Source organism: Devosia psychrophila (assembly GCF_000971275.1).
Lineage (GTDB): Bacteria > Pseudomonadota > Alphaproteobacteria > Rhizobiales > Devosiaceae > Devosia > Devosia psychrophila.
Genome location: NZ_LAPV01000124.1, coordinates 17,529 through 32,369, shown reverse-complemented (window position 1 = coordinate 32,369; position 14,841 = coordinate 17,529). Strand labels below are relative to the sequence as shown.

Here is a 14,841-nt window from a genome sequence, read left to right as displayed (position 1 = left end):
CCTCTCCCTTGGGGGAGAGCTGAGAAGATCAGAGCCCCAGCAATCCTTCGAGGTAATGCTTGTCCACTCCGAACATCGCCTTCACCTCCGCAATCTGCTTGAGCACCGCATCGCGGTCGCGCCCGGTTCGGGCGTCCTTCTCCGCGACGATCAGATTGTTCTTCGGCGTATGCGCATCCGAGACGAATTCGAACACCTTGGTCTTGTAGCCGCTGAACTCCAGCAGCAGTGCCCGCAGCGTGTCGGTGACCATCTCGGCTTGGCGTTCCAAGAAGATGCCGTGGCGCAGCAGCACATGCAGCTCACCGGCCGGCTTCCCCGCCTCCATCTGCCGGCGGATTTGCTTGTGGCAGCAAGGCGCGACGGCGATCAGCGACGCTCCAGCAGTTATCCCCTTGAAGATGGCGTCGTCAGTCGCGGTATCGCAGGCGTGCAGCGCAATGACGGCATCGGCCCCCGTCGCGTCATAGTCGATGATGGTGCCGGGCACGAAGGTCAGGTCGGAAAAGCCCGATGCGGCAGCGGTGTTGTTTCCGTCCTTCACCAAGCCATCGCGCAACTCGACACCGATGACTTCGGCCGGGCGATTGGCGACATTGGCAAGATAATCGTACAGCGCGAAATCGAGGTAGCCCTTGCCGGCGCCCATGTCGACGATGCGCGGCTTGTCGGCCTCGATCGCCTGAATCAATGGCGCGAAAATCTCGACCATCTTGTTGATTTGCCGGAACTTATCCTGCGCATCATTGCGCACGACGCCGTCCTTGCCGGTGATGCCGAGGGCAAGCAGGTAGGGCTTGTCGGTCTCGCGCAGCGGACGGTTCTTGGCGCGGTTATGATCGGTCGATGGCGCCTCGCGGCCGGCGGCTTCCATGCGCTTGAGCCGCACCTTGTCGCCATTTCGCTCAAAGCTCATGTCGAACTCGGTGGTGGCGAGCTGGGCGCTGCGGAACTCCTCGGTCAGCGCGATGCGCAGGTTGCCCAGCGCTTCGGGCTGGATCTGATTCTTGATGATGTCGCGGGTCTTGTAGTGGAAGGTGAAGCTGAACTTATCCCCGCCCTTGACCACGATTTTCTTGACGTCGATCGACTTCAGATCGGGCTCGTCGCCGTGATAGCCGCCCAGTTTCAGCCGCAACAATGAACCGTTTATAAACGCATTCTTAACGGCCGAAAGGAACTCTTCGATGCGCTCGGTGCTCAATGCCGTTCCTTCGTGGTCAGGAAGCGGATTTTCGGGAAATCCTGCTTGGCACGATCGGCCCACCAGGCGTTTTGCGCCAAGAATACCGGGGCGTTGGTGCGGTCCTCGGCCATGTTCATCTTCTGGGAGGCGATGAAACGATCCAGCTCCTTGGGATCGTCGCTTTCGACCCAGCGCGCCACTTCGTAGTTGAGGCTCTCAAAGGTGATCGGCACGCCATATTCCTTGGCGACACGCGAGCTCAGCACCTCGAGCTGCAGCGCGCCGACCACGCCGACGATCCAGTCGGCACCGACCATGCGGCGGAACACCTGGGTGACGCCCTCTTCCGACAGGTCGGACAGCGCCTTGGCCATCTGTTTGGTCTTCATGTGGTCGGTGAGGCGGACGCGGCGGATGATTTCCGGCGCGAAGTTCGGAATGCCGGTGACGTTGATGATGGCGCCCTCGGTCAGCGTATCGCCCACCGACAGTGTGCCGTGATTGGGAATGCCGACGATGTCGCCCGCCACAGCCTGTTCCGCCAGCTCGCGATCATTGCCAAAAAAGAACATCGGATTGGAGACGGCCATGTCCTTGCCCGAGCGTACGTTCTTGAGGCGCATACCGCGCGTGAAAGTGCCCGAGCAGAGCCGGACAAAGGCGATACGGTCGCGGTGATTGGCGTCCATGTTGGCCTGCACCTTGAACACGAAGCCGACAACCTTTTTGTCGCTCGGCTCGATCGGCTCAGGAATGGCGGGCTGCGGCCGTGGTTCGGGGCCCCATTCGCCCAGCGTGCGCAGCAGCTCGGCAACGCCAATGCCCTTGAGTGCCGAACCGAACAGTACGGGACTGAGATGGCCGGCATGGAAAGTTTCGAGGTCGAACGGCGGCAGCATGGCCTTGGCCATTTCCAGCGTTTCGAGCGCCGTCATGAACACCGGATCGTCGACTAGGGTCTCGTTGTCCAGCAGGTCTTCGATTGCATCATATTCGGCGATCGGCTTGCCCTGCGGCGACAGCACGCGCTTTTCCAGCAGGTCGAGATAACCGTGGAAATCGACGCCCTGCCCGATCGGCCACAGCACTGGCGTCAGGTCGAGCGCCAGCTTGCCCTGGATTTCGTCGATCAGCTCCAGCGGGCTGAGTCCCTCGCGGTCCACCTTGTTGATGAAGGTGATGATCGGAATGTCGCGCAATCTGCAGACTTCGAACAGCTTCAGCGTCTGCGCCTCGATGCCCTTGGCGGCGTCGATCACCATGATGGCGGCGTCGACGGCAGTCAGGGTGCGGTAGGTGTCCTCGGAAAAGTCCGAGTGGCCCGGCGTATCGAGCAGGTTGAGCGTCAGCCCGTCATACTCGAAGGTCATCACCGAGGAGGTGATGGAAATGCCGCGCTGCTGCTCCATCTCCATCCAGTCCGAGCGGGTCGAGCGCGTCCCCGCCTTGCCGCGCACCGCGCCGGCCGACTGGATGGCGCCCGCTGCGGCCAGCAGCCGTTCGGTCAGCGTGGTCTTGCCAGCATCCGGATGCGAGATGATCGCAAAGGTACGGCGGGTGCGGAACGGTTCGGAGATGGGCCGGGGCGCGACCTCGGCGGCGGTGGATACGGTCATCGATACTGCTGGACTCGAGGGGCCGCAGGCAAAGGCGCGGCAGGGTTGCGCGCTATATAGGTGATGGTGCGCAGAGGGTCAAATTGGGCGGGCGCCAGCGATTGTCGGTGGAGTGCCCAAACTGTTACGCCACGCCCTCGTGGTTCGACGGCCTCACCACGAGGTCTACTCAGAAATCAGCTCAAGATTTCTGCGGCATTGCGCGATCCACCAGCAGACCTCATGGTGAGCTTGTCGAACCACGAGGGCGTGGCACATGACTTTCACAGTTTACATTCTCGAGTGCTCGGACGGTTCTTATTACACCGGACTGACACGGCGCCCCATGGAAGAGCGCCTTTGGGAACACAATGCGGGTGTGGTCGAGGGCTACACGCATTCGCGTCGGCCGGTCGTCGTGAGGTGTGTCGAAACCACTGAAAGTGCACGCGAAGCCATCACCCGCGAGCGGCAGATCAAGGGATGGTCACGCAGGAAGAAAGAGGCGCTGATGGCAGGCGACTATGAGGGGCTGCCTGCGCTGGCCCGAACGGCGGCAGCACGCCCTCGTGGTTCGACGGGCTCACCATGAGGTCCACTGGTAGTCACCACAGCCCATGGAGCGGCATGACAAATGGCAATCACTATGCCGGTGTTTCATCCCGGCGAAATCCTGCGAGAGGAGTATCTTGTTCCTCTCGGCATGTCGGCAGGGGCGCTGGCCAGGAAGCTGAACGTGCCGCGCACGCGGATCGAGCGACTGGTCAAGGAAACGCATTACGGCTGACACGGCACTTCGTTTGGGGAAGTATTTCGACACGACGCCGCATTACTGGCTGAACATGCAGGTGGCCTATGATCTTGGCCACGACGCCGCAACCTTGGCGGCAGAGCTCGAACGCATCGAAACGATGGCAGCCTAGGCCGCTTCGTTGCTCAGCATGCGGGCGATGAAGCTCCGCACTTCTTCCACTGCGATGCCAAGGTCGGCGATGCGTTCGGTGGTCAGGGGACGGCCGGCCTGCAGTTCGGCTTCGCAACCCTTGGCGAGATCCGCGATGGTCCAGGCGCCGACGCCGCTGGCGGCGCCCTTGATGGAATGCAGGTTCAGCGCCAGATCGTCGTAGTTGGCAGCCAGTTCGAGCCGGTCGAAATAGGTTTTCACCGTGGTGTCGAATAGGCGCAGGATTTCCAGTTCCAGGTTTTCGTCGCCCAGGCACTGCTTGGCCAGATGCACTAGGTCGACCGGCCGCATCGAGCGCATATAGAGGGTCGGTTCGGCCTGTTTGGCGGTTACTGCTGACGACGCCATGGCGGCTCCTTGGTCTGACGTGGTCCGCATGCCCGTTACAAAACTGGGCAATACCACCCCACCAGCCTAGATTGCCCGGGTGAACAGCTGATTAAGCCACACCTTCGCCTTGCTTGCTCGATTGAGGTGACGGCGCGTCTTCCCCAAAAAATTAACCTTTGGGTAAGATAGCGCTCGGTTTGCGTAAAATTGAATGTATTAATGAGCTTTGAACCAGCGCGCGGCGGCGAGGGCGGGGGAACGATGCGGGGCAATTGCATCGAATTGTTTCCATTTGACGATGCGACCGGAAACGGGTGCGGAGTCATGACAACTCCCATAGTCCGCCTTGTTGCTGTGAAGCCGACGCGAGAGTTGTAAAGAGTATGGCGAAGAACCTGACCCCCCATAACGATCCTGCCGCGCTGGCCTTTTCGGCAGTGGAAGACGCTCTCAAGGATTCGGTGTTCAATCTCGATAGTACCCCGGACAAGGCGCCCGAGCGCCGCGCCTCCGATACGGCGCGTTCGGAACGCCTACGTGCGGCCGACAAAATCGCCCAGCAGGCCGGTCCTGTCGCCAATGACGATCGTTTCCCAGCCTCGAAGATTCTCTACAACCTGCAGAGCCGCTCGTCGGCCACACCGACCTGGATCGCAGTCTTGCTGTCGCTGGTCTGGCTTGCCGTTTCCGGCACGGTCGCATGGCTGCGCTATGGTCCGCAGATGGCCAACTTGGGCCAGTTCGTCGGCACCGTCGATTTTATCGGCCTGATCGCCATCATTTTCCTTCCGGTGATGGGCTTTTTTGCCGTCGCCACCCTGTTCCGCCGCGCGCAGGATCTGCGCAACGCCGCCTCCTCGATTACCCAGGCTGCAATGCGTCTGGCCGAGCCTGAAGTGACTGCCGCCGACAAGGTCGCCTCGGTCGGCCAAGCCGTGCGCCGCGAAGTCAACGCGCTGGGCGATGGCCTCGAACGCGCCCTGTCGCGCGCTGGCGAGCTCGAAGTGATGATCCACAACGAAGTCACCGCGCTCGAGCGCACTTACTCAGACAATGAATCGCGCATGCGTGCGCTGATCGCCGAACTGGCCAGCCAGCGCGAAAGCGTGCTGACCAATACCGAGCGCGTCCGCGAAGCCATCACCGAGAGCCATACCGGCCTGGTGTTCGATCTCGACATGATCAGCCAGCGCATCGCCGGCACCATCGTCGAAAGCGGCGGCAACCTGACCCGTGCGCTCGAAACCGCCGGCAATACGCTGACCAACACCTTTGGCGAACGCACCGAGAACTTTGTATCCTTGGTCGATAACCGTACCAACGACTTCATGGGCGCCCTCGACGACAGCGCCGGCCGCCTGGCCCTGTCTTTTGACGACAAGACGGCCACTATGACCAAGGCGCTCGACGAGCGCGCCGCCGAGCTGAATTCGGGCGTAGAACATCGCATTGCCTCGCTGACCGATGCCCTCGATTCGCACTCCATCTCGATCGCCTCGGCGATCGATTCGCGCACCCAGGCCATCGAAGAACGCACGGCGGCCCTTACCGGCAGCTTCGAAGACCGCACCCAGACCATTGCCGGGCTGATCGAACAGCGCACCGGCGAGCTGACCTCGGCGCTCGACGAACGCACCGCAAGTCTCTCTACCCTGTTGACCGACGGCGGAGCTTCGCTGCTGGATCAGTTGCGTGACCGCGGCCACGAAGTGACCGGCGGCCTCGACATGATCGGCCAACGCATCGCCGAAGACATTACCTCCCGCTCGCGCGAAGCCGAGGTCATGCTCAATGCCCTCACCCGCCAGCTCGACGAGTCGGTATCGATCCAGCTCAATGCGATGGATAGCCGCCTGCAGACGGCTGTGCTCGAAATCAACGGCGCATTGGACGACACCTCGGAGCGCGCCCGCATCACGCTGGCTACAGCCGGACAGGATTCGCTGGGCCAGTTTGACGCCCGCTTGAGTGAAATCGCCTCAATACTCGACACCCGCCTGCACACGCTGGACGGCGTCATCGGCGACAAGGGCGATACACTGATTGCCCGCCTCGAAGCACAGGGCACCAGCTTTGCCGCCCGCGCCAATGTGCTTGAAATGGCCCTGAATGAAGAATCCGGCCGCTTCAACGACGTCGTCACCGAACGCACCCGCGAACTGGGCGAAGTGCTGGGCGCCCGCACCAAGGCAATCACCGAAAGCCTGACCAACCGCACCCGCGAAATGTCGGACTCGCTGGAAGGCCATGCCGGCGTCATCGCCGAGGCACTCGACGCCCGCAGCTCGGCTGTCGATGACCTGCTGGTCGCCCGCACCACCGAACTTACCGACGCGATCCGCGCACGCAGCGAAGAGCTTGGCGCGACCCTGACCAGCAGCACCACCACCTTCGACCAGGCCATTGCCGGCCGCACCCAGCGCCTCGCCGATACGCTTTCGGAAAAAACCACAACGCTGTCGCTCGAGATCGATTCTCGCACCGGAACGCTGGCCAACCAGCTCGACGAACGCACCAGCGCCCTAGTCAGCCAGCTCGATGAGCGGACGGGTTCACTTGGGATTGGCCTCGAAGATCGCATCGGCACGCTGGTCAGCCAGCTCGATGAACGCACCAATGCGCTGGTGAGCCAGCTGGACGAGCGAACCGGCATCCTTGGTGTCGGCCTTGGCGACCGCATCGATACGCTGGTCAACCAGCTCGATGAGCGCACCGTAGCGCTGCACGGCGAACTTGACGCCCGCGCCATGGAGTTCCGGACCACGCTCGATGGCGGCACTCAGCAACTGGCCCAGGCAGTCGGCACCCGCACCCAGCAGCTGTCGGAGGCCCTTGGTCAGCGCACCCAGGCGCTCAACGACACGTTGGCAACCCATACTTCGTCGATAGGCGAAACCATCGGCTTCCGCACGGCCGAGCTGGCCGAGACCATCGCTCTGCAGGGCGAAGATGCTCGCACCAAGATCGACGGCGCATTGCGCGAAGCAACCGACAATATGGGCCAGCGCGTCGATGCCATGTCCTCGCGCATTGCCGACAAGGTATCCGAGCTCAACAGCAATCTCGGCACTGGCCTCGACAACGCCATCTCGCGCCTGTCCGATGCCGAGCACGGCATGACGGCGCGTATCGATGCGGCCAGCAGCACCGTCAGCGAAAGCGCGCGCAAAGCTGCCGAGCTCATTGAATCCGGCGTTACATCGGCACGCGACGCCATCACCGAAATGGTCGACAAGCGCCTGGGCTCCCTGCCCGAGGCCATCACCGCCCGTGCGGATATCACGGCCGAGCGCCTGGCGGCCCTCAACGCCTCGATCAACACCTCGATCACCCAGTCGATGACCGACCTCGAAGCCGGCGCCGACCGCATCGAGGAAACCATCGCCACCCGCATCACCGTTGCCAGCCAGAATATCGTCTCCGATATCACCGCCACGGCCAATCGCATGGATGGCGCCGTACGCACCGCGCTCGAGCACATCCGCTCCGCAGCGACCGATATCGACGAGCTGATTACGGTCAAGGCCGTTGGTGCGGCTACCAGCATCGAAGCCCGCCTCACCGACATCAACCAGTCGGTCGAGCAGCACACCACGGCCTTCGCTCATCTGGTCAACGAGAAATCGGCACAGCTGCAGGGCGCGCTCAACAGCCATGGCAACCTGCTGCGCGATGCGCTGGGCGAGAACGCCCGCGAAGCCGAAGCCATCATGGCGGTGTCCACCTCGCGCATTCTCACCGATGTCACTTCGGCACTCGGCAAGCTCAACGACAGCAACCTGCTGCTGCAGCGCGTGCTCGATGCGTCGACGGCCAACCTCGCCAATCTCGAAACCAGCGTTGCCCAGCAGACCTCGACCTATTCGAGCACCGTGCGCGACGCCATCGGCCAGACCGAACAGGCCGGCGCCATGGTCAGCCAGCACGTGCAGGCACTGCAGGCCACCATCCGCGGCATGGTCGAGGAATTCTCCTCGGTCCTTGGCAAGCTCGACGCCGAAGCCGCCCAGATGTCTCAGGCTTCGACGGCGCTCACCCTTAACGGCGACAATGCCCTGCAGACGCTGGAAGATCGCCGCGGCGCCATGGATGCGCTGGCCGAGAGCTTCGCCACCCGCGCCGACGATATCGATGGCCGCATGCGCATGTTCGCCCAGTCGATCGCCGACACGGTCAACGACACGGAACGCCGCCTGATCGGCGCTCGCCGCGCCATGGACGAGGCATTGACCGCAACCACCGGCACCATCGTCGAGACCATCGAAACTTCGACCAACACCGTGACAAACGCCCTCCAGACCAATGCCGATCAGGTCGACAGTGCCGTGCAGCGCGCCGCCGACGCCGCCGCTGCTGTCCTCAGCCAGACTTCTTCCTCGGTCCGCTTCGCCCTCAACGACCAGACCGCGCAGGTCAATTCCGCGCTGGAAGACAATGCCAGCCGTGTCAGCGATATGCTGTCCTCGACGGCCAGCAGCGTCACCGACGTGCTGACATCCACCACCAGCACACTGGCCGAGACGATCAACGACAGCTCCGCTTCGGTGCGCAACGCCATCGCCAGCAACACCGGCAACTTCCGACGTGCCCTGGACGAGACCACCGGCACGTTCCGGCAGACGCTGGACGACACCACTGGAACCTTCCGCCAAACGCTGGACGAGACCACCGGCGAAGTCACCGAGAAAATGGGCGACTTCCGCACCGCTGCCGATGCCGAAAGCCGCCGCGCCTCTACTGCCCTGCAGCAGGCCCAGCAGCAGATGGCTACCGAAATGCAGCGCGCCATCGAGGAAGCCACCCTGCGCTTCAACGACACCGCCCGCGCCATGCGCGAGACGGCGCGCGAAGTGGGCAGCGAACTTGAAGCAACGCGCGCCGAACTGGCCCGCGGCGTCAACGAACTGCCCGAAGAAACCCGCGCCAGTGCCGCCGCCATGCGCCGCGTGGTGGCCGAGCAGATCGAAGCGCTCAGCGAACTCAACGCCATCGTGCGCAGCCAGCCTGCCACGCATGACCTCAACGATCGCCGCCCGCCGCGCCCTGCCCCGCGCGTTGAAAACCGCATCGAGGCTCCGGCCTACCAGCCGCGCCAGCCGGAACCGGCCCGCGAAACCTATCGTGCCGAGCCCGCTCGCCAGACGCTGGTCGATCCGATCCGCACCGTGGAGCGCCAGCCCGAACCCGTGCGTCAGGCCGCGCCCGTTCGTCAGGCCGAGGCGGCCCGTCAGCCGGAACCTGTGCGCCAGCCCGAGCCCGCTCAGGCGGAAGCCGAGCCGGCAACGGCCGCCGCCGACGGCGGATGGCTACGCGACGTGCTGCGCAATGCCACCGCCAAGCAGCAGAGCACCCAGCCCCAGCCGCAACAGCAGAGCCTCTCCGGTCTGACCGATGAGATCGCTCGCTCGATCGACGATCGCGCGCTAGCCGATGCCTGGGCTCGCTATCAGGCTGGCGAGTCAAACGTGTTCTCACGCCGCATCTATACGCTGAGCGGTCAGGGCACCTATGACGACGTCCGAAAGAAGCTGCAGCGCGATCCGGAATTCGCCCGCACCGCACAGGCCTATATGGCGGAGTTCGAACAGCTCCTGAAGCGCGCCGCCGCTGGCGCACAGCCCGCCGCCGAGACCCGCGAATACCTCCTGAGCGACCGCGGCAAAGTCTACACCACCCTCGCCCACGCAGCCGGCCGATTGAACTAAGCGGATTGCATGAATGAAGACGGCCCTGGGAAACCGGGGTCGTTTTGTTTGTGCACGCTATTTGGGAGAGGACTCAAACTTATGTAGGAAGGTAGCCCAAGCCTTCCCTGCTGCTATACCGTCATCAAGGCTCTGAGGCTTTTCTGCTCGTTCACGCGCTATTTTATACGCGAGCCAAAGCTTAGAAACGCGGCGGCGTTGAAGGCCAATCACGTCATTTAGATTAATAGTGTCGCCCATCCCGAGTCTCCGAGAAATGTAGGTGACCTGTTAATAACTATGGTTAATGGCCAGAGTTCCTAGCTATAGCCAAGGGTTAACGGTTCCAGCGTTGGGCTGTGAACACTGTGAACACTGTGAACAACGGGGAGAGCGGTGCATTCGCCTCGACTTGGAAAGAAGCTCTCAGCCTACCGATTCGGATTACATTCCCTCCTGCGCTAGACACGCCCTAGCGCATGTTTTTTGGGTCGCGTCAGGCGTGGGACGTCCAAACGTAGAAGGCGCTGATTACGCCGCGATCAGCGCGATGTCGGATAGCAGTTGCCGCATGCAAACACCGATATCAGCTCCACTAGGCAGGTCACCGCGCGTCCTTGGGTGGCTTGAGATACAGCGACACCAGCACGCAGCCGATGGCGATGAGGGCGGTAAGAGTTGAGTAGAAGAAGGCTTGGCTGCCAAAATGCTCGACCAGCACGCCAAAGACGATCAGCGCCAGCATTGCGGCGCCCATGTTGAGCATGTTGAAAAAGCCTTGGGCCTCCGCGGCATTTTCCTCGTTCGTCCAGTTGGCGATAAAATGCACCACGCCGAAGTAACCCATACCAAAGCTGAAAGCGTGCAGCAGTTGGGTCAGGAACAGCACCCCGACCGGCGGATTGAACGCCATTATGGTGAAGCGGACGAGGCCAGCCACCGCAGCCACGAGGATCATGTTGCGGGCCGTGACCCGCCCGCCAAATCGCCGCCACGCAAACATCAGGATGGCTTCTCCCACTGCGGCAATGCCCAGCAAGGGTCCGAGAAAATAGTTCGGAATGCCGTTTTCATGCCAGAGCAGCGCAGCAAAGCCTCCGAGCACTGCATTGCTCGAGTTGACCAGCGCAAAGGCCACCAGCGGCAATACGAACCAGAGCTGCAGCGAATCCCTGAGGCGGCTGGGCTTGGTTTCCGCACCGGGTACATTGGCAAGGGTTGCCTTGAGTGCCGGTGAACGGAAACGGGGCAGCAGGTAGGCAAGGCCAGCGCGCGCCACCACGGTTGCCACGTAAAGGGTAATGAAGGCTCCAGAACCTAACACATTGAGGAACAGGCCAAGGCCGCCGGCAGCGAACACGTAACCAACCGTGGCCCAGGCGCGGACCGCACCGAAGTCGGTACCGTTGCGGCGCGTCATTCTCATTGTGGCGGCGTCAATGACCGGTGCGATCAACCCGTTGCTGGTGGCGCAGAGTGCCCAGACTAATAGGATGCCCCAGAATTCCGAAACAAAATACAGGGGCAATGGCGCCAGCGCCGAAAGGAGAGAAATCACGATCAATGCCGTGCGCCAGTCGTCCGCCTTGTCGGCAATCCGGCCGACCACGATGTTGAGCATCAGTAGGCACAGGGTCGGCAGCGCGTTGATAATGCCGATCTGGTCGGCAGGCAGTCCATGTTCGCTGAGCCAGATGCCCAAAAACACCGAGGCTACGCCCCCGGGAATATAGACAGTGAACTGGTAAATGGAGGCGCGCAGCTCGGGACTGGCCGAGCGCGAAAGTGCCGAAGGCATGAGGAAATCAACTCCGGGCAAATCAGTGCCCGATGTCTTTCGTGACTCGCATCGACCTTCAAGGCAAGGCGGTTTGCAACGTTATTGTACGGAGGAGGCGCGCAATTTGTGCTGGGGCGCGTGCAGGGGCTCGAGTGCGGTGAAAAACTGCGTCGCGCTGGCTGCCCAGGTGAAGCGTTCGCCATGCGCCCGTGCGTCGGCCCGTTTGAGCGTCAATGCCCGCGCGACCGCCAGATTGAGGTCGGCATCCATCGACCCGGCCTTGGGGTCGCTGAGTACGTCCACCGGTCCGGTCACCGGATAGGCAGCGACGGGAGTGCCCGATGCCAGCGCTTCAGTAATGACATTGCCAAATGTGTCGGTGAGGCTGGGAAACACCATCACATCGGCACTGCGATAGAGCGCGCCCAGTTCCTCACCATGACGATAGCCGAGGAACACTGCCTCGGGATAGGCACGCATCAGGCGGGCACAGTCGGGTCCGTCGCCAACCACGATCTTGGTGCCGGCAATGTCGAGCTTGAGGAAAGCCTCGATGTTCTTCTCGGCGGCAACACGGCCGACATGCAGCAAATGCGGCCCGGGCAAGTCCACGAACCAGGTCTTGGGGCCGGGGCGAAAACGATTGCCATCGACCCCCCGGCTCCACAGCGTGAGATTGCTGAAGCCGCGCGCCAGCAGATCATCACGCAAAGAGGGAGTCGGCACCATGGTGCGGGCGGCAGCGCTATGGAACCAGCGCAGATAACCATAGGTCCAATCCTGCGGCACCGGCATGCGCATGGCCAGATATTCCGCGAAACGTGTGTGGAAACTGGTGGTGAAGCCGAGCTGCCGGTCGATGCAATATTGCCGTGCCAACAGACCCAGCGGCCCTTCCGTCGCGATGTGGATATGATCGGCCTCAATGGCGCGGATCTGTTTTGCCACGGCGCTGCCGGTGGCCAGCGACAGCCTTATTTCGGGATAGGTCGGCACAGGAACGGTCCAGAACCGCTCAGGTGTCAGATAGTGGACCTCATGGCCCGCCTCGACCAGTGTCTTGCCGACACTTTCAAGAGTGCGGACCACGCCGTTGATCTGCGGACGCCAGGCGTCGGTCACAATGAGAATGCGAGCGGATTTGAACGCTTCGAGTTGCATGGCTGCACCACATGGGTTCGAATACCCATGCAGTGTCGCCCGAGTCCGCGTCGGTTATGTGAATGATTGGCGACGGGTTGGTGACGCCTAAACGGCCTTGCGCAGCCTGAACTTGCGGGGTTCGCCCACGACCATCTCGGTCCACTTCACCAACTCGAACTCCCCTTCAGGGGTCTCGACGATGGCGGTGCAGCTTTCCACCCAGTCGCCGGTGTTGATGTAATGGATGCCCAGCCGGTCGTGCATGTCGGCAAAATGGATGTGGCCGCAGATCACGCCATTGACGCCGGATTCCTTGGCCTCATGCACCAGGGCTTCCTCGAAACGACCGATGATCGAGACGGCGTTCTTGACCTTCTGCTTGGCCCAGGCGCTGAGCGACCAATACTGAAGGCCGAGCCGGCGGCGTACCCAGTTGATGGCAATATTGACCCGCAGCGCGGCGTTGTAAGCCCAGTCGCCGGCATGGGCGAGCCACTTGGCGTTCATCACCACCACATCAAACTGGTCGCCGTGAATGACCAGATAGGTCTTGCCGGTCGCCGTCGTGTGGACGGTGCGATCGACGAATTCGACTTCGCCGAAATAGGTACCGAGATATTCCCGCAGGAACTCGTCGTGATTGCCCGGCAGGTAGACGATGCGCGTTCCGGCCGTGGCCTTGTCGAGCAGCACCTGGATCAGGATGTTATATTCGTTTGGCCAGTGCCAGTTTTTGGCCAGGCGCCAGCCATCGACGATGTCGCCGACCAGGTAAATGGTCTCGGCTTCATGGGCGCGCAGGAACTCGATGAGTTGCCCAACCCTGATGGGCTTCATGCCCAAATGGACATCCGAGATAAATATGGCCCGGACCTGTCGGACTTCACGGTCTTCCGCCATCCAGCGACGACTCCTGCTTCTTGGGTCGCACTTTATCTGCGGATGAGGCAGGAGGGAACCGTTGGCGACGAGAAGATGGGGAAATGCCGCAGGATCAGCGTATAGCCGCTTTCAGTGCCACGATACGCGCATAGCTTTGCTCGATCCGCGCGGCAAACTCGGGGTCGGCCTTGGCCTCGGCCAGCAGGATATCCAGGATTTCCTGCCCCAGCCCCGCATGATACTTCGCCGTGTTGGAGAATAACAGCACGTCCGTTCCGGCACGCACGGCCAAGGTGACCGTATCATGCAGGTCATAATGCTCGCGAATGGCGCCCATTTCGAGATCGTCGCTGATCACCACGCCATCGAAACCCAGCATTTCCCGCAACACGCCGGTAATCCACTGGCGCGACAGCGAGGCCGGCGTCTGCGTGCCCTTGTCAGCATAGCCGGCGTGGTAGAGGTGACCCACCATCACCATGTCCACCACGTCGTCGGCGATCATGGTGCGATAGGGATCGAGTTCACTGTCGGTCCAGGTCTGGGTGATATCGACGAAGCCCTCGTGGCTATCGGCCGTCGATGAGCCGTGGCCAGGGAAATGCTTGAGCGCGGTCAACAGGCCCGCGGCATGGTGAGCCTTGATGAAGGCTTCGTCATAGCTGGCGACAACGTCCGGATCAGCGCTGAAGGCGCGGCCGAACCTGGCGATGACCTGATTATTCGGGTTGAGGTTGACGTCGGCGACGGGACCGAAATTGACGCTGAATCCGAGGTCGGCGATAGACGCAGCCATCTTGGCATAGATCGCTTTGGCCTGTTCGGGTGTGTTGTTTGCAGCGATGCTGATTGCATTGGGGATTTCGGTAAAGCCGACATCCTTGGTCAACCGCTCGACCGCGCCACCCTCCTGGTCCAGCGTAATGAACGGCAGCAGGTCCGGCGATGCGGCGCGGAAGGCGTGGTTCATCGCACGAACCGCGTCGAGCGACTTGATATTCGTCTTGAGGAACATCACGCCACCGAGACGCCCCGCGGCCAGTTCATCGCGCAGAGCAACCACCGACGCGTCATCGGCATCATCGCCCTGGAAACCGACCACGATCATCTGGCCTGCCATCTGCTCAAGCGTGGCGGCATGTGCTGAGACGGGAAGAAGTGCCAGGGTGAGAGCGGCGCAGAGACGGGCGAGAAGAACGGTCACGGGCTGGTCCGGCTGTGGGAATCAATGGCCTGACGATGACGGGGAAAAGCCGGTGAAACAATGGCCGGAGCAA

At 62.0% G+C, this 14,841-nt stretch carries 9 protein-coding genes and 1 pseudogene; 3 read left to right on the top strand and 7 right to left on the bottom strand.

Features of this window, described 5'->3' with window-relative positions; all coding sequences use genetic code 11:
- Positions 1–28 precede the first annotated feature (28 nt).
- Together WH91_RS11375 and WH91_RS11370 are read right to left on the bottom strand one after the other, a co-directional pair.
- Positions 29–1,204, bottom strand: a complete 1,176-nt coding sequence (locus tag WH91_RS11375) for a class I SAM-dependent methyltransferase (RefSeq protein WP_046171134.1) — start codon at positions 1,202–1,204, stop codon at positions 29–31.
- Positions 1,201–2,802, bottom strand: coding sequence for a peptide chain release factor 3 (locus tag WH91_RS11370; protein WP_046171133.1), 1,602 nt, complete (start codon positions 2,800–2,802; stop codon positions 1,201–1,203). The genes WH91_RS11375 and WH91_RS11370 overlap by 4 nt, the downstream gene beginning before the upstream one ends.
- Positions 2,803–3,058: 256 nt before the next feature.
- Here WH91_RS11370 and WH91_RS23420 point away from each other — a divergent pair, with 256 nt between their 5' ends.
- The gene (locus WH91_RS23420) at positions 3,059–3,373 is read left to right on the top strand and encodes a GIY-YIG nuclease family protein (RefSeq protein WP_074797425.1); all 315 of its coding nucleotides are present in this window, start codon (positions 3,059–3,061) and stop codon (positions 3,371–3,373) included.
- A 42-nt stretch (positions 3,374–3,415) separates the two neighbouring features.
- Positions 3,416–3,704 (top strand): annotated as a pseudogene (locus WH91_RS11365) (HigA family addiction module antitoxin).
- Here the strand turns inward: WH91_RS11365 and WH91_RS11360 are convergent.
- On the bottom strand, positions 3,701–4,093 hold the full coding sequence (locus WH91_RS11360; protein WP_046171132.1) for an Hpt domain-containing protein: 393 nt from the start codon (positions 4,091–4,093) through the stop codon (positions 3,701–3,703). The pseudogene WH91_RS11365 and the gene WH91_RS11360 sit on opposite strands and share 4 nt — an antisense overlap.
- Before the next feature lie 365 nt (positions 4,094–4,458).
- Here WH91_RS11360 and WH91_RS11355 point away from each other — a divergent pair, with 365 nt between their 5' ends.
- Positions 4,459–9,780 (top strand): apolipoprotein A-IV repeat region-like domain-containing protein, encoded by a 5,322-nt coding sequence (locus WH91_RS11355; protein ID WP_046171131.1) that lies wholly within the window; start codon positions 4,459–4,461, stop codon positions 9,778–9,780.
- 583 nt (positions 9,781–10,363) lie between these two features.
- Here WH91_RS11355 and WH91_RS11350 read toward each other — a convergent pair.
- The 4 genes from WH91_RS11350 to WH91_RS11335 all read right to left on the bottom strand — a co-directional run bounded on the left by WH91_RS11350 (position 10,364) and on the right by WH91_RS11335 (position 14,768).
- Positions 10,364–11,557: an MFS transporter gene (locus WH91_RS11350; RefSeq protein WP_046171130.1), complete on the bottom strand. Its 1,194-nt coding sequence runs from the start codon at positions 11,555–11,557 to the stop codon at positions 10,364–10,366.
- An 81-nt stretch (positions 11,558–11,638) separates the two neighbouring features.
- A complete protein-coding gene (locus tag WH91_RS11345) occupies positions 11,639–12,700 on the bottom strand; it encodes a glycosyltransferase family 4 protein (RefSeq protein WP_046171129.1) in 1,062 nt (353 codons plus the stop codon).
- 87 nt (positions 12,701–12,787) lie between these two features.
- Positions 12,788–13,582: a UDP-2,3-diacylglucosamine diphosphatase gene (locus WH91_RS11340; RefSeq protein ID WP_046171128.1), complete on the bottom strand. Its 795-nt coding sequence runs from the start codon at positions 13,580–13,582 to the stop codon at positions 12,788–12,790.
- A gap of 94 nt (positions 13,583–13,676) precedes the next feature.
- Positions 13,677–14,768, bottom strand: a complete 1,092-nt coding sequence (locus tag WH91_RS11335; RefSeq protein ID WP_143078089.1) for a glycoside hydrolase family 3 N-terminal domain-containing protein — start codon at positions 14,766–14,768, stop codon at positions 13,677–13,679.
- Positions 14,769–14,841 lie beyond the last annotated feature (73 nt).

Coding starts and splice junctions, on each gene's coding strand:
- WH91_RS11370 (WP_046171133.1), bottom strand. CDS start 2,802: ATGACCGTATCCACCGCCGCCGAGGTCGCGCCCCGGCCCATCTCCGAA.
- WH91_RS23420 (WP_074797425.1), top strand. CDS start 3,059: ATGACTTTCACAGTTTACATTCTCGAGTGCTCGGACGGTTCTTATTAC.
- WH91_RS11360 (WP_046171132.1), bottom strand. CDS start 4,093: ATGGCGTCGTCAGCAGTAACCGCCAAACAGGCCGAACCGACCCTCTAT.
- WH91_RS11355 (WP_046171131.1), top strand. CDS start 4,459: ATGGCGAAGAACCTGACCCCCCATAACGATCCTGCCGCGCTGGCCTTT.
- WH91_RS11350 (WP_046171130.1), bottom strand. CDS start 11,557: ATGCCTTCGGCACTTTCGCGCTCGGCCAGTCCCGAGCTGCGCGCCTCC.
- WH91_RS11345 (WP_046171129.1), bottom strand. CDS start 12,700: ATGCAACTCGAAGCGTTCAAATCCGCTCGCATTCTCATTGTGACCGAC.
- WH91_RS11340 (WP_046171128.1), bottom strand. CDS start 13,582: ATGGCGGAAGACCGTGAAGTCCGACAGGTCCGGGCCATATTTATCTCG.